This is a genomic window from Actinoplanes sp. NPDC051494 (assembly GCF_044454705.1).
Lineage (GTDB): Bacteria > Actinomycetota > Actinomycetes > Mycobacteriales > Micromonosporaceae > Actinoplanes.
This window is the reverse complement of the sequence record NZ_JBITDZ010000001.1, coordinates 860,282-879,970: the sequence shown is the minus strand read 5'-3', so window position 1 is coordinate 879,970 and position 19,689 is coordinate 860,282. Positions and strand designations below refer to the sequence as shown.

The 19,689-nt window shown below is 70.9% G+C and carries 16 protein-coding genes; 11 read left to right on the top strand and 5 right to left on the bottom strand.

The window, feature by feature from the left end; all coding sequences use genetic code 11:
* Positions 1-25: 25 nt before the first annotated feature.
* Complete coding sequence (locus ACIA6A_RS04075; RefSeq protein WP_396095899.1) at positions 26-1,357, bottom strand: cellulase family glycosylhydrolase; 1,332 nt, start codon at positions 1,355-1,357, stop codon at positions 26-28.
* Between the two features lie 153 nt (positions 1,358-1,510).
* Here ACIA6A_RS04075 and ACIA6A_RS04070 point away from each other — a divergent pair, with 153 nt between their 5' ends.
* Both ACIA6A_RS04070 and ACIA6A_RS04065 read left to right on the top strand, forming a co-directional pair.
* Positions 1,511-4,024, top strand: coding sequence for a glycosyltransferase (locus ACIA6A_RS04070; RefSeq protein ID WP_396095898.1), 2,514 nt, complete (start codon positions 1,511-1,513; stop codon positions 4,022-4,024).
* Between the two features lie 61 nt (positions 4,025-4,085).
* The gene (locus ACIA6A_RS04065; protein WP_396095897.1) at positions 4,086-5,117 is read left to right on the top strand and encodes an O-methyltransferase; all 1,032 of its coding nucleotides are present in this window, start codon (positions 4,086-4,088) and stop codon (positions 5,115-5,117) included.
* 54 nt (positions 5,118-5,171) lie between these two features.
* Here the strand turns inward: ACIA6A_RS04065 and ACIA6A_RS04060 are convergent, their stop codons facing one another.
* Positions 5,172-5,666: a CAP domain-containing protein gene (locus tag ACIA6A_RS04060; RefSeq protein ID WP_396095896.1), complete on the bottom strand. Its 495-nt coding sequence runs from the start codon at positions 5,664-5,666 to the stop codon at positions 5,172-5,174.
* Positions 5,667-5,869: 203 nt separating this feature from the next.
* Here ACIA6A_RS04060 and ACIA6A_RS04055 point away from each other — a divergent pair, with 203 nt between their 5' ends.
* Genes ACIA6A_RS04055 through ACIA6A_RS04045 form a run of 3 tightly spaced genes read left to right on the top strand, consistent with a single transcriptional unit; the run spans position 5,870 to position 8,770 of the window.
* The gene (locus ACIA6A_RS04055; RefSeq protein WP_396095895.1) at positions 5,870-7,390 is read left to right on the top strand and encodes a hypothetical protein; all 1,521 of its coding nucleotides are present in this window, start codon (positions 5,870-5,872) and stop codon (positions 7,388-7,390) included.
* A complete protein-coding gene (locus ACIA6A_RS04050) occupies positions 7,387-8,352 on the top strand; it encodes a glycosyltransferase family 2 protein (protein ID WP_396095894.1) in 966 nt (321 codons plus the stop codon). The genes ACIA6A_RS04055 and ACIA6A_RS04050 overlap by 4 nt, the downstream gene beginning before the upstream one ends.
* On the top strand, positions 8,339-8,770 hold the full coding sequence (locus ACIA6A_RS04045; protein WP_396095893.1) for a GtrA family protein: 432 nt from the start codon (positions 8,339-8,341) through the stop codon (positions 8,768-8,770). The genes ACIA6A_RS04050 and ACIA6A_RS04045 overlap by 14 nt, the downstream gene beginning before the upstream one ends.
* On the opposite strand, the gene ACIA6A_RS04040 is transcribed toward ACIA6A_RS04045, so the two are convergent.
* From ACIA6A_RS04040 to ACIA6A_RS04030, 3 genes are read right to left on the bottom strand one after another with little or no spacing between them, the layout of a single operon-like run.
* Positions 8,712-10,748 carry an acyltransferase family protein gene (locus ACIA6A_RS04040; protein ID WP_396095892.1) on the bottom strand — a complete coding sequence of 679 codons (2,037 nt, stop codon included), beginning with the start codon at positions 10,746-10,748 and terminating at the stop codon, positions 8,712-8,714. The two genes, ACIA6A_RS04045 and ACIA6A_RS04040, sit on opposite strands and share 59 nt — an antisense overlap.
* Positions 10,745-11,992, bottom strand: a complete 1,248-nt coding sequence (locus tag ACIA6A_RS04035; protein ID WP_396095891.1) for a nucleotide sugar dehydrogenase — start codon at positions 11,990-11,992, stop codon at positions 10,745-10,747. The genes ACIA6A_RS04040 and ACIA6A_RS04035 overlap by 4 nt, the downstream gene beginning before the upstream one ends.
* On the bottom strand, positions 11,989-13,689 hold the full coding sequence (locus tag ACIA6A_RS04030; RefSeq protein WP_396095890.1) for a stealth family protein: 1,701 nt from the start codon (positions 13,687-13,689) through the stop codon (positions 11,989-11,991). Before ACIA6A_RS04030 ends, ACIA6A_RS04035 begins: the two co-directional genes overlap by 4 nt.
* Positions 13,690-13,960: 271 nt before the next feature.
* Between ACIA6A_RS04030 and ACIA6A_RS04025 the strand changes: the two genes are divergently transcribed.
* The 6 genes from ACIA6A_RS04025 to ACIA6A_RS04000 all read left to right on the top strand — a co-directional run bounded on the left by ACIA6A_RS04025 (position 13,961) and on the right by ACIA6A_RS04000 (position 19,684).
* A complete protein-coding gene (locus ACIA6A_RS04025; RefSeq protein WP_396095889.1) occupies positions 13,961-14,200 on the top strand; it encodes a hypothetical protein in 240 nt (79 codons plus the stop codon).
* 62 nt (positions 14,201-14,262) lie between these two features.
* On the top strand, positions 14,263-15,822 hold the full coding sequence (gene ffh, locus ACIA6A_RS04020; protein ID WP_396095888.1) for a signal recognition particle protein: 1,560 nt from the start codon (positions 14,263-14,265) through the stop codon (positions 15,820-15,822).
* 71 nt (positions 15,823-15,893) lie between these two features.
* Positions 15,894-16,484, top strand: coding sequence for a Uma2 family endonuclease (locus ACIA6A_RS04015; RefSeq protein WP_396095887.1), 591 nt, complete (start codon positions 15,894-15,896; stop codon positions 16,482-16,484).
* A 36-nt stretch (positions 16,485-16,520) separates the two neighbouring features.
* Entirely contained in the window at positions 16,521-17,597 is a 1,077-nt protein-coding gene (locus tag ACIA6A_RS04010) for an amidohydrolase family protein (RefSeq protein ID WP_396095886.1), read from the top strand.
* A gap of 24 nt (positions 17,598-17,621) precedes the next feature.
* Positions 17,622-19,028 (top strand): proline--tRNA ligase, encoded by a 1,407-nt coding sequence (proS, locus tag ACIA6A_RS04005; protein ID WP_396095885.1) that lies wholly within the window; start codon positions 17,622-17,624, stop codon positions 19,026-19,028.
* Positions 19,028-19,684, top strand: coding sequence for a DUF402 domain-containing protein (locus tag ACIA6A_RS04000; RefSeq protein WP_396095884.1), 657 nt, complete (start codon positions 19,028-19,030; stop codon positions 19,682-19,684). Before proS ends, ACIA6A_RS04000 begins: the two co-directional genes overlap by 1 nt.
* The last annotated feature ends 5 nt before the right edge of the window (positions 19,685-19,689 follow it).

The window sequence follows — 19,689 nt, the reverse complement described above, 5'->3', positions numbered from 1 at the left end:
CGTCGGCGAGCACCGCGAAACCGGGTCAGGCCGCTGTGCAGGTCAGGGCCGGGGTGCTGTTGGTGCCGGTCCAGGAGCCGAGGAAGCCGAACGTCGTGATGCCGCCGGCCGGCAGGGCGCCGTTGTAGCTGACGTTGCGGGCGGTCACCGTCGAACCGCTGCTGGTCGCGGTCGCGTTCCAGGCCTGGCTCACGGTCTGGCCGTTGGCGAACGTCATCGTGACGGTCCAGCTCTTGATGGCCGCGCTGCCGGCGGTCACCTTCACCTCACCCTGGAAGCCGCCCTGCCACTGCCCGGTCACCGAGTAGGCCGGCGTGCAGCCGAGGCCGGTCGGGGGCGGGGTGGTCGGGGGCGGGGTGGTCGGGGGTGTCGTCGGCGTCGTACCGAAGATGGTGGCCTGTCTGGCGGTGGCCTTGATGCCGTGCGCGCCGTTGACGATCCGCTGGCCCCATGTGGTCAGCTGGGCCGGGTCGAAGTTGACCGTCATGTCGAGGATCGGGTCGGTGTTGCCGGCCCAGGACCAGCCGAGGTAACCGAGGCCCCGGGCGTCCGCCTCGGCCATCAGCGTCTGGTCGTCGACCTCGCCGGACGCGAACTGCCAGCCGAACTCGCCGATGACCAGCGGCCAGCCCTTGGCCTTGAACGCGTCCAGGTAGGAGATGATCGAGGCGGCCGTGTTGTACACCGCGTACATGTGGATCGACAGCACCGTGTTGTGCTGAGTGTCGGCGTCCAGGACGGTCTGGCCGGTGTCGCGCATGGTGTTGGTCCAGTCCTGGCCCCAGTTGGGGGCGTCGACCATGAGCAGGTGCTGGAACCCGTTGGTACGCATCTTCTGGATCGCCGCCGCGGTCGCCGTGGTCCACTGCGCCGGGTTGGTGTTGCCGATCGGCTCGTTGCCGATGTTGATGACGACGTAGTCCTCCTGGCCGACCAGCACGCTCTTGAGGCCGATCCAGTAGTTCACGGCCTGGTCGAGCGTGTACGCCGCGCTGTCCTCGCCGTACCCGGTGGTGTCGTGGTCCTCGAGGACGCAGATGAGCTTGTTCTGCTTGCAGAGCGCGATGACGTTCGCCACGTCCGCCGCGCTGTTGGCGGTCCACCGGCCGCCGCTGAGCACGACCCGGACGGTGTTGGCGCCGGTGGCCTTGATGTTCGCGAACGACGAGGTCTGGTTCGTGAACCAGGTGTGCTCGTGGTTGATGCCCCGCATGATGAACGGCTGACCGTTGGCCTCGACGATGGTCGTGCCGCTCACGTGCAGGCCGGCGGCGGCGTAGGCCGGATTGATGAAGAACAGGACAGAAGCGACGGCGCTGAGTGCCGCTGCGGCGAATATTGCTAGGCGTCTCTTCATGCCCACTCCTTCTGTAACGCGGTGGTAACACGTTAGAGCGACGTCTGTCGATGCGCAATGGGAGCGCTTCCATGAGGAGGCCGTCACTTCCCCGCGAGCGGCGGCGTTGCCTGTAGTGACATTGATGGCGTAGCGAAGAAGGTTTGTTGTCGCATGGGGGAACCAGCCGGTCTGCTCGACGACTACCTGAAGATCGCCCGGTACCACGTCCAACGGGCCATGCCCGCGATGGCTGTGCGGCTGCGGTCACTGGAGATGCGTGGGCTGATCGCGTACACGGCGCTGCGCGGCACCGGGACGACGTACGAACAGCTGCTCGCCGCCGCGCGCAGCCGGGACGTGCACTGGCTCCGGGCGATCCGGGACGGGGTACGCCCGTCCGTGGTCGCCGGGCTCGCCCAGGCCATCGCGTTGCAGGACATGCTGGCCACGGACCGCACCGACGCCCTCGGCCTGTACGAACTCCTGCGCGCCGGGCTCGGGCCGGACGGCGTACCCGGATCGCACCAGGGTCTGCACGCCCAGCTGACGTTCACGTGGCAGGGAGCGGCGGCGGCCCGTGAGCTGCTGGACACGTACCGGTCGATGAACCCGGCGGTGCGCGCCGACCTCGAGATCGACGTGGTCAATCCGTTCCTGACCCCGTCGGGCGGCGCCGTCGCGCCGTGGCTGGCCGCGTTCCAGCGGCTCCTGCCCAAGCCGTACCCGGCGCTGGAACCCGCCGAGGGCCGGCCGCCGTTCGACCGGCTCACCGCCGCCGCCCCGGCCGCCCCGATCGAGGAACCGCAGCGGGTCTCGGTCGTCGTCACCGCGTTCCACCCCGGCGAGGGCCTGCTCACCGCCGTCCGCTCGATGCTCGCCCAGTCCTGGCGCAACGTCGAGATCGTCATCGTGGACGACGCCTCACCGCCGGAATTCGACGAGGTGCTGCAGCGGGCGCTCGCGCTGGGCCCGCGCATCCGGCTCGTCAAGCAGCCGGTCAACCAGGGCACGTACGCGGCCCGCAACGCCGGGCTGGACGCCGCCGAGGGCGAGTTCGTCGCGTTCCAGGACTCCGACGACTGGTCCCACCCGCGCCGGATCGAGCTGCAGGTCCGCCCGATGCTGGACAGCACCCGCGTGGTCGCCACCACCAGCGACGGGATCGGGGTCACCGAGGACCTGGTGCTGACCCGCCCGGCGGTGCGCACCGGCCGTTTCAACCCGTCGTCGCTGATGTTCCGGCGCTCGGCGGTGATGGACCGGATCGGCTACTTCGACCCGGTGCGCAAGGCCGCCGACTCCGAGTACATCGGACGGATGCGCGCGGTGTACGGCGAACGCGCGGTGCGCCACGTCGAGTCCGAGCCGCTCGCGCTGATCCGGCTGTCCCAGGGATCGCTGTCGCGCTCGGAGATCCGGGCGTACTGGATGCATCCGGCCCGGGTCGCGTACTCGTCGGCCTATCAGCACTGGCACGGGCGCGTCGCGGCCCGGGCCGCGAAACCGTACCGGCCCCGGGACGGCGGCGACCGGCCGTTCGCCGCACCCGACCATCTCCGGTACGCCGCCGGCACCGCCCGGACCCGTCCCGAGTACGACGTCGTGCTGGCCGGCGACTGGCGCTTCCTGCAGGGACCGCAGTTCGCGGCGATCGAGGAGATGCAGGCGCTCGCCGACCGTGGCCTGCGCGTCGCCGTGCTGCACATCGAGTCGCTGCGACCGATGGCCCGGCGCCGGTACGCGCTGTGCCCGCCGGTGCAGACGATGGTCAACGACGGGCGGATCGACCAGGTGCTGCCCGGCGACGACCTCACCACGGCGTTGCTGATCGTGCGGCAGGCCGCGGTGCTGCAGTTCGCCGAGGGTGAGGAGTACCTGCTGCGCCCCCGGCAGATGCTGGTCGTCGCCGACCAGGCCCCGGCCCGCCGCGACGGCCTCGACAACCGTTACGACGTGGCGGACTGCACCCGGATCGCGGACCGGCTGTTCGGCGTGCAACCGGTGTGGTGCCCGCAGGACCCGGAGATCCGCCGGGTGCTGCGCGCGTACAAGCCGGCCGTCGAGCTGACGCCGTACGACCTGCCGACGGTCATCGGCACCGAGCGGTGGGCCGCGACCCGCGCGGGGGCCACGCCGGAGCTGCCCGTGGTCGGCACCGACCTGTGTGACCAGGGCGTCTGGCCGCGCGACATGCGTGCGGCGCTGCACGTGTACGACGAGGTCGGCCGGGCGGACGTGCGGCTGCGGCTGCCGGACTGGCCGCGTACCGATGTCGTCCTGGGTGGTCCGCGCTCGCACCTGATCTTCGAGGCGACCGATCTGGACCTGCGCACCTTCCTGCACCAGCTGGACTTCTACCTGCATTTCCCGCACCCGGAGGCGATCGAGACGTACTCCCGGCCGGCGCTGGAGGCGGCCGGGCAGGGCTGCGTGGTGATCACCCCGGAACGGCACGCCGCGGTGTTCGGCGACGCCGCTGTCTACTGTGCGCCGAACGAGGTGGACGGCCTGATCCGGCGTTACACCGACGACCGGGTGCTGTTCGCCGAGCAGAGCCGGCGCGCCCGGTCGGTGATCACCAAGGCACACCACCCGCAGCTGTACGTCGACCGGATCGCGGGACTCGTGCACGCCCCGCGCGGCAACCCGCCGCTGCAGCGCACACCCGAGCCCTCGCTGGCGTAACGGGCGGCCCGGTGCGGCCGTTAGCAGTCGTGTCGATACGGCGTACTACGGAGGAAACTCGATGAGCAGCCTGACCCGGTTCGGCGGTCGGCTCGCGGGGCGGCTGCAGAGCCTGACCCGCCCGCAGGCGATCGTCCTCATGCTGATGCTGGCGCTGGTGGCCGGCATCTGGACGGCGGCCGGGAGCGGGCACCTCGGCCTCGCCACGTCGCTGACAGCGGTGCTGCTGCTCGGCGTGCTGCTCGGCATCCTGCACCTGTCGCGCTGGATGGGCGGTCTGCACCGGGCCAACCAGGCCGCCAGCCGGGACCTGCGGATGGTCGTGGAGCAGATGCAGCGCCGGGTCGTCGCGACGGTGGAGAAGGAACGGCTCACCGCCGGGGACCGCCACCAGGAGCTGACCCGGACCGTCACCCGGGGGCTGCGGCAGAACGGGCACGGTCACGACCTGCTGCTGCGTGCGCAGAGCCGCGAGTTCGAGGCGATGTTCCAGCTGTTCCAGGAATTCACCCCGCGGGCGCCGATGCCGTCGTCCGGCGACTTCGCGCTCAACCCGACGGACCTGCTCGACCTGCTGCACATCATCCGGGTCCGCCGGCCCGCGCTCGTGGTCGAGCTGGGCAGCGGCACGTCGACGGTGTGGCTCGGGTACGCGCTGGAGAAGAACGGCGGCCGGCTCGTCTCGCTCGACCACGACGAGGACTACGCCCGGCGTACGCGCGAACTGCTCGAGGCGCACGGCCTCACCGCGGTGGCGGAGGTACGGGTGGCACCGCTGGCCGACCTGACCGCCGACGGCCGGACCTATCCCTGGTACGACGTGGAGCAGCTCGCCGACCTGCGCGGGATCGACCTGCTGCTGATCGACGGGCCCCCGGCGGCGACCGGACCGGACGCGCGGTATCCGGCGCTGCACGTGCTGGAGAACAAACTGGCCCCGGTCGCCACCGTCGTGCTCGACGACGTGAACCGCCCCGACGAGCAGGACGCCGTCCGCCGGTGGACCGAGAGCATCGCCGGGCTGAAAGCCGACCCGCAGCTGATCGGGCGGCACGCGGTCCTCTCCTACTCACGGCACTCCGTGCACGCGTAAAAAGAACCGGCCGGCATGCGGGGGCATGCCGGCCGGTCCAGGGGGAGGGGAAAGTCAGCGGCTACCGAACTCCTGGGTGTAGTACGGGTTGCCGTTCGACGCGTAGACGACGCCGACGGCGAACGTCTTGGCACCACAGTCGAGCAGGTTGGCACGGTGACCCGGCGACTTCATCCACGCGTTGACGACCTCACGGGCGCTGCGGTAGCCGTACGCGATGTTCTCGCTGCGCGCGGCGGTGTAACCGGCGGCGCGGGCCCGGGTGACGAACGTCGACTTGCGAGCGCCGACGTGGCTGAAGACACCGGTCGTGGCCATGAACTTGCTGTGCCCACGGGCGGCCCAGAGCAGGTCCGCGTTGACCCGCAGCGCCTTGCAGCCGTGGGCGACGCGCTGCTGGTTCGACAGGCTCACGATCTGCGTCTGCAGCGTCGAGGTGGAGACGACCGCGGCCTCGGCCGGCGCGGCGAACGCCAGGACGATGAAAGCGGCGGCGGGGATCAGCGCGAGGGCGGCGAGGCGACGGACCAGCGACTGGTTCTTCTGCACGGGACACGACCTTTCGGGGAACTCCGCACCGGCGCTTGTTCGCCAGGTACGCATATCCCTTCGGGCGGATCCGAGGCATCGCTGATGCCCGGACAGGTGCCTTGGCGTGAGTGCTGAGTTGCCGGCCGGGTGCCTGCCGCACCCGGGTTGCGTGGCTGGTCGCGGGCCGGTTGCGGAACGGGTGCGAACCTCGTTTTACCAGCGTGAGCGTCTCGACGAAGGCCCGGTTGACGGCCCCCGCGGCGGTGCTGGCGCCCCTGGCGACACTCGCGCCGACCGCGGACCACCGCTTCAACGTGTACTGGCACGGCGGTGACTTCCGCGCGCACCCGCTGCGCCAGCTCACCGAGCCGTTCCGCACGGTCCCGCTGTATCTCGACTTCGGGAACTTCCGCCCGCTCGGCCGGTTGGTGGAACGTGGGGTGGACGTGGCCGCGTACGCGTTCGTGGAGGTGCTGCACCTGCCGGCGAACATCGCGTTGCGCCTGGTCTCGTTCCTCGCGGCGATCGTGCTCACCGCGGCGGCCGTCCTGCTGGCCCGTGCGGTCACCGGGGAGACGTCCCGGCTCACCGCCCTGGTGCCGTTCGCGGTCGCACCGGGTTTCGTCGCCGCCGGGGGTACCAGCACCGCGGTCCTGTTCGGCGGCCTGTACTACCTGTCCGGGGCGCTGGTCCTGGCCGTGGCGGCGTGGATGTGCCGGGGGCGGGGCCCGGCCGTGCTCGCGCTGCTGGCCGGTGCCGGCCTGGCCGCGTTCAACGAGATCGCGTATCTGGCGCTGCCGCTCGCCGTGGTGGCGGTGGTCGCGCGGGGGCGGCTCGTGCTCGGCCTGAGCGTGCGGGAGGTGCTCCGGAGCCGGCCCGCGCGGCTGACCGGTCTGCTGTGGCTCGGCTTCCTGCCGGTCTTCCTTCCGGTACGGGTCCTGATCGCCCGTGCCTGCGCCACCGGTGACTGTTACAGCGGCTCCGACCTGGTCCTCGGTGACGGTCTCGGGCTCGCCTGGGTCAACCGCATGGTGGCGTGGCTGCCGCCGGCGCAGTGGGCGGAGGCGACTCGCGGGCGGACGCCCGGCTACCTCGTCGGCCTGCTCGCGCTCGTGCTGCTCGGTCTCCTCGCCCTCGGCACCGCCCGGGAACTGCGCGCACTGCCGGGTGCCGGGCGGCGTCCGGCGCTGGCGGTGGCCGCGGTGGCGGGCGCGGCGCTCATCCTCGGCGCGGCCATGGCCGCGGGCTCCGGCGACATGCAGCAAGCGGCGGCGGCCGGCCGCTGGGGTCTCGGCTGGCGCGACGGCGCTCTGGCCACCGTCGCCGGCCCGCTCACCCTGCTGAGCCTGCTGACCGCGCTCGGCGCCGCCCTGCCCCGGCGGCCGTCGGGTGCCGGTGGGGTCGCGGCGGTGGGTCTGCTTGCTGTGCTGGTTGTCGCCGGGGCCGGGTCCGCGGCGGCCAACGCGCGGTACCGCGACGACACCGGTGGCCGGGCGACCGCGCTGACCAACAACGCGATCGCCCGCGAGATCGCCGACTTCGACCGGTCCGCGGCCGGTGACGCGCGCCGGTGCGGGTTGCGCGACGAGTTCCGGGCGTTGTACCCGGACATTCCCTACTCCCGGTTCGCCCGGGCCGAGGTGCCGGGCACCACGAGCCCGGCCGAGCGGCTCGAGGTGACGGCCGGGATGGCGACCGGACAGATGTACGGGCGCCCGTTCTGCCGGGGGAGCGACTCATGACCGAGCTGGTGTCCGTGGTGGCGCCCGTCTACAACGAGGGCGCCGGGGTCGAGCGGTTCGTGGCCCGGCTCGGCGAGGTGCTCGCCGGGTCGCGCTACGAGCTGGTGCTGGTCGACGACGGTTCGTCCGACGACTCCTGGCAGCGGCTGGTGGTGGCGGCCGGCGCCGACGAGCGGGTCCGGGGCATACGGCTGTCGCGCAATTTCGGCAAGGAGGCGGCGCTGCTGGCCGGGCTGGCGCACGCCGGGGGCGACGCGGTCGTGGTCATCGACGCCGACCTGCAGCATCCGCCGGCCGCGATCCCGGCGATGCTGCAGTGCTGGCGCGACGGCGCCGACGTCGTCGAGGCGGTCAAACGCAACCGCGCCGGGCAGGGGGCCGGTGGACGGATGGCCGCTCGCGCGTTCAACACGATGTTCACCAGGCTGACCGCGGTCGAGCTCGTCGATGCCACCGACTTCCGGCTGTTGAGCCGCCGCGCCCTGGACGCGCTGCTGGCACTGCCGGAGCACTCGTCGTTCTTCCGGGGCACCAGCCACTGGATCGGTTTCCGGCGGACCACCGTCGAGATCGACATCGACGACCGCGCGGGCGGCGTCTCCCGCTGGACGTTCCGGGCGCTGTGCCGGCTCGCGGTCAACGGGCTCACGTCGTTCACCTCGGCGCCGTTGCACCTGGTCACGGTCGTCGGCGTCGGCTTCGCCGGGTTCTCGGTGGTGCTCGGCGTGCAGACGCTGATCCGCTGGACGCGCGGCGGGTCGGTGGCCGGCTTCACCACGGTCATCCTGGTCCTGCTGGTGATGGGGTCGTGCATCCTGCTCGGCCTCGGCGTCATCGGCGAATACCTGGCCCGCATCCACGAGGAGGTCCGCGCCCGCCCGCGTTTCCTCGTCCAGGAACGGACCGGCGAGCGGGTCCGGCCGGTCGTCGTCGGCCAGCGGAGCGAGCATGTGGAGAGCTGACGCCGGCCGGCTGGTGCGTTACGGGCTCAGTGGTTCGGCCAGCGCGGTCACCCATCTCGGGCTGGCGCTGGCGTTGCACGAGGGGGCCGGGTTCACCCCCGTGCTCGCCTCCGGCATCGGGTTCGTGGCGAGCATCGTGGTGTCGTACGTGTTGCAGCGGAACTGGGTCTTCCGCTCGCGGACCACGCATGTCACGGGCGGGGCGAAGTTCCTCGCCGTCACCGCGGTCGCCTGGACGGTCAACACCGTGGTGGTCTGGGCCGGCACGGCGATCCTGCACGCACCCTATCGGCACGTGCAGGTCGCCGCGCTGTTCCTCATCCCAGTCTTCAACTTCGCGTTGAACTCGAGGTGGACCTTTATCTCTGAGTCAATACCTCAGAGACAAGCGGACCGAGAAGCCGGCTATAGGCGGTAGTGATGTGGTGCTGGTCCCGGTACACCAGCAGGTTGCCCACGATGACCGGGCACGTCGTCGCGGTGCAGAACCACGGCGTCGGGTCGATGACCGTCGCGCCGGCGGTCCGGGCCGCGGCCATGACCAGCTCCCGCCGCGCGGCCTTGCCGATCGCCTTGGCCCGCGGGTGGGCGCAGGCCGAGGGCTCGTCCATGTGCGCCGACAGGCAGTCCGGGACCGCGCCCGCCTGCCAGGGCGTGTCGTTCATGAAATACACCTCGGTGCCCGGCGCGGACACCGCCGCGATCGACGCGCTCCAGCCGGCCACCCAGGCCTCGTCCTGCGTCCCCGGCACGTGCAGCAGCTCGCTCGTCGGGTACGTCGAGGCCATGACGATCTTCGCCGGGTGCAGCGACCGGACGTAATCCAGCGCGTCCCGGCGCCACTGCACGCACTCGGTGAAGTCGCGTTTGAGCTCGGGCAGGAAGATCACGCTGTCCGCGACCGTGCACGCGCTCTTGGTGACCATCACCAGCTTCCAGTGGTTCAGCGTCGCCGCGGCCTCCAGCGCGGGGAACCAGTGCCCGGCATGCGAGTCGCCGAGGAGTACGACTGTGGTCGGCGAGCTGAGGTCGCCGTACTCGCAGGGCTTCTTGACCGTGGCGTCGACGAAGCTGCCGGAGCAGCCCTCGTCGTAGATCCGTGGCTTGTCCTTGGCCGCCCGGTCCAGGGCCGGCGTCAGATTCCCGGGTACGGCCGGGGCATCGGCGCTCGCGGCGATCAGCGCGGGCAGCGAGGTGGGGTCGAACGTGGCCGGATCCAGCGCGGTGGCCCGGTAGTCGCTGCCGCCGCGCGCCGACGAGGCGACCTGAGCCACGCCGACGCACAGGCCGGCGCAGAGCAGGGAGATGCCCAGGCCGGCGCCGATGCCGCGCCAAGGACGGTCCCGGAGCGTGCGCAGGTGCCGGACGGGATTCTCGACCAGGGCGTAGGTGAGCGAGGCCAGGATCAGTGCGCCGCACCCGACCAGGACGTTCTCCCACACCGCTAGCGGGCGCCCGAACGCCGCCGGCGCGATGAGCAACATCGGCCAGTGCCAGAGATACCACGAGTACGAGAGGCGGCCGACGCCCTGTAGCACCGGCAGCCCCAGCAGTCCGGCCCGGCGCCCGGTGCCACCCGCGATCACGGCCGCTGTGCCGAGGACGGGGAGCAGTGCGGCGTACCCGGGGAAGGGTGTCCGTGCGGTGAAGAGGACGGCCGACGCGGCGATCGCGATCAGTCCAGCCGGGACACACCACCTGGGCAGACGGAACGCGCCGAGCGCCAGCAGCGCACCCACGCCCAGCTCCCACGCGCGGGTGTGCGCTCCGAAGTAGGCCCAGCCGGCGTTCTCCCGGGTCTGCCACACCGCCAGTGCCAGCGAACCGGCGGTCAGCGCCGAGAGTGCGACCCCGAGGCCCCGGCGCTTGCGGAACGCGATGATCAGTAGCGGCCAGACAAGGTAGAACTGTTCCTCGACCGCGAGCGACCAGAAGTGCTGCAGCGGCGACGGGTCGGCCTCCGCGTTCAGGTAGTCCGTACCGATCGCGGCGAGCCGGTAGTTCATCGCGTAGACCGTCGTGTGCAGCGCGTCCGACAGGATCGCGCCGAGCCGCAGCGGCGGCAGCCACAGCGCCGAGGCGACCACCGTGGCCAGCACCACCACCGTCGAAGCGGGCAGCAGCCGCAGCGCGCGCCGGGCATAGAAGCGCGGGATCGAGATCGTGCCGCTGCCGCGCGCCTCGCGCAGCAGCAGCCCGGTGATGAGGAAGCCGGAGATGACGAAGAAGACGTCGACGCCGACATAACCACCGGAGATCAACGGCAGACCGCAGTGGTACGCGACGACGAGCAGCACCGCGACCGCGCGCAGCCCCTCGATGTCGCGCCGGTGCGCCTGCTGGCGGGCGCCCGGCCGGGGCACGGCCGGACGGGCCGCGGTGATCGTCTGGGTCACAGCCGGTGCGCCTCCCGGCCGGTGGTCACGCCCCTGGTGTCGAAGAAGCGCTTCGCGATGCCGGCCAGGTGGTCCGCGTCGTAGTCGCGGTGCTGCTGCACGAGGATGACCAGGTCGGCGGCCGCGGCTGCGCCCTCCAGGTCGTCGGTGCGCGGCACGCTCCACTCCTTCACGTACGGGTCGTGGTACGTCAGCACCGCGCCCAGCGACGCCAGGTGACGCGCCAGCGGGGTGGCCGGCGACTCCCGCTGGTCGGCGATGTTCGGCTTGTACGTGACACCGAGCAGCAGCACCTTCGCCCCGTGCAGGGCCTGGCCGTCGGCGTTGAGCAGGTTCTGCGCGCGCCTGGCGACGTACGCCGGCATGGTGGCGTTGATCTCCTGGGCCAGCTCGACGAACCGGAACGGGTAACCGAGCTTGCTGCGGACGTTGTGGCTCAGGTAATTGGGGTCGATCGGGATGCAGTGCCCGCCCACGCCCGGTCCCGGGTAGAACGCCTGGAAGCCGAACGGCTTGGTGGACGCGGCGTTGATGACGTCCCACAGGTCGATGCCGAGCTCGTGGCAGAACCGGGCCATCTCGTTGACCAGCGCGATGTTGACGTGCCGGTACGTGTTCTCCAGCAGCTTCGCGGTCTCCGCCTCCCGGGTGCCGCGGGTCCGGACGACCGTCGTGATGAACCGCCCGTAGAAAGCGGCCACCCGCTCGGTGCACTCCGGCGTGAACCCCCCGACCACCTTCGGGGTGTTGTGCGGGCCGAACTTCTCGTTGCCCGGGTCGATGCGCTCGGGCGAGAACGCCAGGTGGAAGTCGACGCCGGCCTTCAGCCCGGACAGGTTCTCCAGCAGCGGCCCCACGACGTCGTCGGTGGTGCCGGGGTAGGTCGTCGACTCCAGCACGACCAGCATGCCGGGACGCAGGTTACGGCCGATCGCGGCGGCGGCGCCCTCGACCGCGCGCAGGTCCGGGCCGTCGCCCTCGGACAGCGGCGTCGGCACGCAGATCACCGCCGTGGCCGCGGTGGCGATGCGGGACTCGTCGGTGGTCGCCTGGAAACCACCGGCGAGCATCTCGGCCACGTCGGCGCCGGACAGGTCGTCGACGTGCGAGCGGCCGGCGTTCAGCGCGCCGACCACCCCCGCGTCGACGTCGTACCCGAGCACGGACAGGCCGGCCCGGGTGGCCTGCTGGGCCAGCGGCAGCCCCACGTACCCGAGACCGAGGATGACGACATCGAAGCTCACGAGCGAGTGCTCCTTGCTGTTTGGGTGGGGAGCTCCGCGGTCAGTGCGGGCCCCCGGTCGATCTGGGCGATCACGTCGGTCCCGGTGCGCTCGAACGGGGAGGCGAACGGCAGGTACGCGGGCAGGAACTCGGCGAGCAGCGCGGCCTGCACGGCGGCCACGGCGTCGTCGGAGTCGGTGTCGTTGAGGCAGAACGTGTCCAGGTCGCGGTGCCGGAGCAGCCGGGCGAGCTTGAACGGGGTGCGGGGATCGGCCAGGTTCGCGTACGTGTAACCGATCGTTCCCGGCGCGGCCCGCCCGGTCAGGTACGCGTAGTACTGCTGCAGCGAGGACAGCAACGCGATGTCGTCCGGGTGCCGGAACTGGTGGCCGGCGGTCGAGGTCACGTAGTCGGCGAAGCGTTCCTCGATCTCGTGGATCACGCTGAGCCGCGACGGGTGCGGGGTGTGCATCATCTTGCGGGTCAGGACGCGGCCGAACGCCGTACGGATCAGCTCGCGGTTGTTCTTGCCGGCCGAGTCGGCGGGCGGGTCGTCGGGCCGTCGTGGGGCGGAGTCGACCTGGGCGTTCGACGGGAAGAACCGGGTCAGCCCGCCCGGGGTGAAGAACAGCTCCGGGCTGACCGGCCGGCCCAGGAACACGTCGTCGTTGAGGTACAGGAAGTGCTCGCTCAGGCCCGGGATGCGGTGCAGCCGGGACTCGATCGCCTGCGAGTTGAACGTCGGCAGCCGCCCGGTGTCCCCGAAGATCTCCCGGTGGCTCACCACGGTCAGACCGGGCTGCGCCGGGTCCAGCCACTCCGGCACCTGATCGTCGGTGACCAGGTAGATGTGGTTCACCCAGGGCGCGAAGCAGTGCAGCGAGCGCAGCGAGTACCGCAACTCGTCTCGGGAGGCGAACCGCGCGTCGTTGTGCGCCAGCCGGCTCGCCTCGCCCAGCCAGTCGTTCTGGCCCTGGGCGGCGGCCTTGCGCGCCTGCCACGCCGGGTCGGCGCCGTCGACCCAGGTGTAGACCACGTCGATCGGGAAGCCGATCCGGTCCGGCGCCGGCATGGTGAAGATCTCCCGGGTCCGGTACGCGGTGGTGTCGTGCGGCGAGCTGAACGGGCCGAACGCCCGCTCGGGGGCGCTCACCACCGGTTCGCCGACCGGGATCACGTCGGCGATCGGATTCAGGCGCGGGCCGCTCAGCATCCCGTCGCGCTCGGCCCAGAACTCGACGTCGCACCCGACGTCGAAACCGAGCAGCATGCTGCCGTCCGGGTCGGTGACCGGCCAGCACACCCGCAGCACGTCGGCCGACGCGCGCTTCTTCACCCGCCGGGGCTTCACGATGGAGATCAGCCCGGTCAGACCCTCGAGCAGGCGTACGGTCGCGGCCCGGTCGCTGACCCGGACGGCCACCGCCGTGGCGCGCAGCGACTTCGTGGGGACGCGGAACCAGTCGATGCCCGCCCGGTCGAGCGCGGCGGTGACGTTCTCCAGGTTCTGCCGGCGAACCGACGCGGGGCTGGCCGCCGGGTCCCGCCGGGCCGTGATCCAGCCCCGGCCGGTGTACACGAGCATGGTGGGGGCGTCGGGGGGCGTACGCATGAGGGGCAGCCGGGGCGGGTGCGACAACGACACCAACCGCCGGGCGACACCGAGCCGTGCTTCCTCGGCGACCCGGGGCAGCACTCGGCGCTGAACGCTCCTCATGATGCGCGAACGCACTTGCCAGGGCGCGAGCCGCAGGATCCGCCGCAGGGGCACGATCTCGTCCTTCCGCTCCAGGGTTCCGGTGCCTCAACGGCCCGGTCTCCCGGATGGTTGCGGTCAATGACCTGATACGCCTGTTATCTGCGGTATACGCGATCTACTGACGTGGCGAGCGGGAAACCCCGGTCCGGCCACCCCTACGGGTCGCTCCCTGATGCGCGGGGTTGCGCGGGCGAGGCATGGTGGAGGCCTCGGCTTGAGAGGAGACGACATGGGCAAGGCAGTGGCGTATCTCGTGGCGACGGTGGCCGGCGTGATCGTGGTGGGCTGGGTCGCCATCTCGGTGCTCAACTGGCTCGTCGGCGCTTTCGCGTACCTGATCGTGGGCGCTCTCGTGGTCGGCGGTGGCATCTACCTGTACGGAAAGGCCAAGAAGGGCATCGCGCCCGGCACCCGCACCGGGTACCGGATCGAGGCGGCGAAGAAGACGTACCGGATGCGCAACCGGTGAGCCCGACCGTGGGCGGCTAGGCTTGGGCATCTCCTCCCTTTCGACCAACGGGAAGTTGTGCCGTGTTTGACAACTTGAGTGACCGCCTCTCCGGCATCTTCACCAAGCTCCGGGGCAAAGGCCGGCTCACCGACGCCGACATCGACGCCACCGCCCGCGAGATCCGCCTCGCGCTGCTCGAGGCTGACGTCGCGCTGCCCGTGGTCAAGCAGTTCATCGCGAACCTCAAGGAACGCGCCCGCGGTTCCGAGGTCTCCGGGGCGCTCAACCCGGCCCAGCAGATCATCAAGATCGTCCACGAGGAGCTCATCGCGATCCTCGGTGGCGAGGGTCGCCGGCTGACGTTCGCCAAGCAGCCCCCGACGGTGATCATGCTGGCCGGCCTGCAGGGCTCCGGTAAGACCACGCTCGCCGGCAAGCTCTCGCGCTGGCTCAAGAACCAGGGCCACCAGCCGCTGCTCGTCGCCGCCGACCTCCAGCGCCCCAACGCCGTCAACCAGCTCCAGGTCCTCGCGGGCCGGGCCGGTGTCGACGTCTACGCGCCGTCGCCGGGCAACGGCGTGGGCGACCCGGTGCAGGTGGCGAAGGACTCGATCGAGCACGCCAAGCGCACCGCCAAGGACATCGTCATCGTCGACACCGCCGGTCGTCTCGGCATCGACGCGGAGATGATGGCCCAGGCCCGCGACATCCGCGACGCGGTCGACCCCGACGAGGTCATCTTCGTCATCGACGCGATGGTCGGCCAGGACGCGGTCAGCACCGCCGAGGCGTTCCGCGACGGCGTCGGCATCACCGGCGTGGTCCTCTCCAAGCTCGACGGCGACGCCCGCGGCGGTGCGGCCCTCTCGGTCCGCCACGTCACCGGCCAGCCCATCCTCTTCGCGTCCACCGGCGAGAAGCTCGAGGACTTCGACGTCTTCCACCCCGACCGGATGGCCAGCCGCATCCTCGGCATGGGCGACGTGCTGACCCTCATCGAACAGGCCGAGCAGGCCTTCGACGAGGATCAGAAAGAGAAGATGACCTCCAAGCTGCTCGGTGGCGAGCAGTTCACCCTGGAGGACTTCCTCGACCAGCTCATCGCGGTCCGCCGGATGGGCCCGATCGCCAACATCCTCGGCATGATGCCGGGCATGGGCCAGATGAAGGACCAGCTGGCCGAGCTCGACGACAGTCACTTCGACCGGGTCACCGCGATCATCCGCTCGATGACCCCGGCCGAGCGCACCACGCCGAAGATCATCAACGGCTCCCGCCGGGCTCGCATCGCCCGCGGTTCCGGCGTCACGGTCATGGACGTCAACCAGCTGCTCAACCGCTTCGTCGAAGCGCAGAAGATGATGAAGCAGATGGGCGGCATGATGGGCCTGCCCGGCGGCAACCGCCGTAAGGCCACCAAGAGCCCCAAGAACAAGCGCAAGGGCACCAAGGGCGGCAACCGTCCCCGCATGGGCGGCGCCGGGATGCCGGCCGGTTTCCCCGGTGGCATGCCGCAGCTGCCCCCGGGCCTCGACCCGAGCGCCCTCGGCGGGGCCCCGGGCCTCCCGCCCGGCTTCAAGCTCCCCAAGCTCGACTTCAACAAGCTCAGTAACCCGAAGCGCGACGACGACAAGCGTTAAGGTGACGCGTGACAGGTAGTCCCATGACAGGTAGCATGAGCGGCAGTCCGCATCCTTATGGGGAGGAATCGATGACTGCCGCTCTGTCGTCCCTCGACGACCTCGGCCTGGCCGACAAGCAGGACTGGACCGTCGACGACCTGGCAAGCCTTCCGAAGGATCTCCGCTATGAGCTCCTCCATGGAAGGCTCGTCTTGTCCAGCCCGAAAACGTTCCATCAGTGGGTGGCCCACAAGGTTGCCAGTGCCCTCGAGGTGAACGAACCGGAAGACGTTTACGTAGTTCAGGACCTGTCCATCGCGGTGGACGGCCGTAACCGGCCACGTCCTGACGTCGTGGTGGTGCCGGACAACGAGGACGAGTCGTTTCCGCCCTCAGCCGGAGACGTCTTGCTGGCGGTCGAGGTGGTGTCGCCGGACTCGACGATTCGCGACCGTCGCACCAAGGTCAAGCTTTACGCCTATGCCGGCATCCCGGTGTATTGGGTGATCGATCCGCTCGGCGACGAGATCGTCTTCAAGGAGCACATCCTCGGCCACGACGGTGAATACCACCTCGGCCTCGCCCGGGGTGGCCGCATCAGACTGGATCGACCCTGGCCGGTGACACTTGACCTCGACGCGTGGCAAGCGCGCCGGGAGAGGTCGCGCCGAGCACGCTGACGGCCGTCCCTCGTCGGCATGCGGTAGGACTTACCCATGGCTCTGCATGTGCGTGGGACGGTGCTGCCCGATGGTGAGGTCCGGGATCTGTGGCTGGTCGGCGACCGGGTGACGTTCGAGCCCGTACGGGACGCCGAGACCATCAGTGACGGTGGGTTCGTCGTTCCCGGGCTGGTCGACGCCCACTGTCATCTCGGGATCCGGTACGGCGCGTCGCCGATCGAGAGCGTGGACGAGGCCCGGGAGCTGGCCGCCCAGGACCGGGACACCGGCGTGCTGGCGTTGCGGGACGCCGGGTCGCCGTACCCGTATCCGGAACTGGACGACGAACCGGAGATCCCCCGTCTGGTCCGTGCCGGCCGGCACGTCGCCCCGCAGCGGCGGTATCTGCGGGACATCGGGATCGAGGTCGAAGCCGCGCGGGTCGCCGAGACCGTCACCGCGCAGGCGAAGGCCGGCACCGGGTGGGTCAAGATCGTAGGGGACTGGATCGACCGGTCCGTCGGGGATCTCGCGCCGTCCTGGGACGCCGCCACCATGGTCGCCGCCGTCGAGGCCGCGCACGCCGCCGGGGCCCGGGCCGCGACCCACACGTTCTCCGAGGAGGGCGTCGCCATGATGGTGCGGGCCGGCGTCGACTCGGTCGAGCACGGCACCGGGCTGACGCTCGACCTGGTCGACGAGATGGCCCGGCGGGGGACCGCGCTGGTGCCCACGATGATCAACATTCTGACGTTCGGGAAGATCGCCGACCAGGCCAGACCCAAGTTCCCCGGGTACGCGGACCACATGCTCGCGCTTCGTGACGGGTTCCCGGCCGTGGTCGCGGCGGCGCACGAGGCGGGCGTACCCATCTTCGTCGGCACCGACGCCGGTGGCGGCGTCCGCCACGGGCAGGCCGCGGAGGAGATGCTGCTCCTGCACAAGGCCGGCCTGCCCGCGGAGGCGGTGCTGGCCGCGGCGTCCTGGCGGGCGCGCGAATGGCTGGGCTTCCCCGGCCTGGTCGAGGGCGGACTGGCCGACCTGGTCGTCTACCCGGAGGACCCGCGCCGCGACCTCACCGTGGTCCGCGCGCCCCGGCGCATCGTGCTGAAGGGCCGGGTCATCCGCTGAGCGGGCACCCGTAGGATTCTCCCCATGGCTCGCGTGCTCACTCCCCGTGCGGAAGACTTCCCCCGCTGGTATCAGGACCTCATCAACAAGGCCCGGCTGGCCGACAACGGACCGGTGCGCGGCACGATGGTGATCCGGCCGGCGGGCTATGCCATCTGGGAACACATGCAGGCGGACATGGACGCCCGCATCAAGGAGGCGGGCGCCGAGAACGCGTACTTCCCGCTGTTCATCCCGGAGAGCTACCTGCGCCGGGAGGCCGAGCACGTGGAGGGCTTCTCCCCGGAGCTCGCCGTGGTCACCCACGCCGGTGGCAAGCAGCTCGCCGAGCCGCTGGTGGTCCGCCCGACCAGCGAGACGGTCATCGGCGAGTTCATGGCCAAGTGGGTCGACTCCTACCGTGACCTGCCGCTGCTGCTGAACCAGTGGGCCAACATCGTGCGCTGGGAGCTGCGCCCGCGTACGTTCCTGCGGACCACCGAGTTCCTCTGGCAGGAGGGTCACACGGCCCACATCAGCGAGGAGAACGCCAAGGAGTACGCCCGTCTGATCCACAAGACGGTCTACGAGGAGTTCATGGTCGAGATGCTGGCCATCCCGGTCGTCCCGGGCCGCAAGACCAAGGGCGAGCGGTTCGCCGGCGCGACCAACACCATGACCGTCGAGGCCATGATGGGTGACACGAAGGCCCTGCAGATGGGCACCTCGCACGAGCTCGGGCAGAACTTCGCCAAGGCGTTCGACATCACGTACACGTCGCAGGCCGGCGCCGTCGAGCACGCCTGGACCACGTCGTGGGGCACGTCCACCCGGATGATGGGTGGCCTGATCATGGTGCACGGCGATGACAACGGCCTGCGGCTCCCGCCGAACATCGCGCCGGTCCAGGTTCAGATCATGGTGGTCAAGGCCGGCGAGGGCGTCACCGAGGCGGCGGTCAAGCTGCGCGACGAGCTCAAAGCGGCGGGTGTACGGGTGAAGCTCGACGACCGTGCCGATGTCCCGTTCGGCCGTCGTGCGGTCGACGCCGAGCTGCAGGGCATCCCGATCCGGGTCGAGGTCGGCCCGCGGGACCTGGCGAACGGCAACGCGGTGGTGGCCCGCCGGATCGACGGCACCAAGTCGCCGGTCGCGCTCGCCGAGGTCGTGGCCGGGGTGGTCAGCGCGCTCAAGGCCGACCAGCAGCGGCTGTACGACGACGCGCTGAGCTTCCGCGAGGCCAACACGGTCGAGGTCAAGACGCTCGACGAGGCGATCGAGGCCGCGCAGACCGGTTGGGCCCGGGTGCCGTGGGCCGCGGTCGGCCCGGACGGCGAGAAGACCGCCAACGGCAAGGCGGTGACCGTACGCTGCCTCACCCGCCCGGACGGCACCATGCCGGACTCGGACGACGAGGCGGATCTGATCGCGATCCTGGCCCGCGCCTACTGATGGTCACGTTCACGCCGGGGCAGATCATCCTGCACCGCAACACCCGCCGGGGCCGGCTCGCGTTCGTGCGGCCGGTCCGGGTGATCTCCGACGACGACCGGGGGCTGCTGCTCTGGCTGGAGCGCGGTGCCCCGGCCGTCAACGAGGTCACCACGGACGGGCGCGGCTCGCGGGCCATGCCGTTCACCGAGTGGGTCACCTCCGGCTACCAGCTCGTACCCGGCTCCTGGCAGGGCCCGGGCATCCTGCTGTTCTTCCCGCCGGGCGCGGACCACTCGGTGTGGTGGTTCTTCACCGACACGGGCGCGTTCAAGGGCTGGTACGTCAACCTGGAGGAGCGCGCGCTGCGCTGGGACGACGGTGCCGTCGCCGGCGTGGACGTGATCGACCAGGACCTCGACGTCGAGGTGGACCCGGACCTGACCTGGCGGTGGAAGGACGAGGACGAGTTCGCCGAGCGGCTCGCGATCCCGGAGCACTACTGGGTCCCGGACGAGGCCGCGGTCCGGGACGAGGGCCGTCGCGTGATCAAGCAGGCCGAGGCGGGTGTCTTCCCGTTCGACGGCACCTGGACCGACTTCCGCCCGGATCCGGCGTGGGACGTCCCGGCCGCTCTCCCCGCGGGCTGGGACCGCCCGGCGGTCCCACGGGACTGACATGT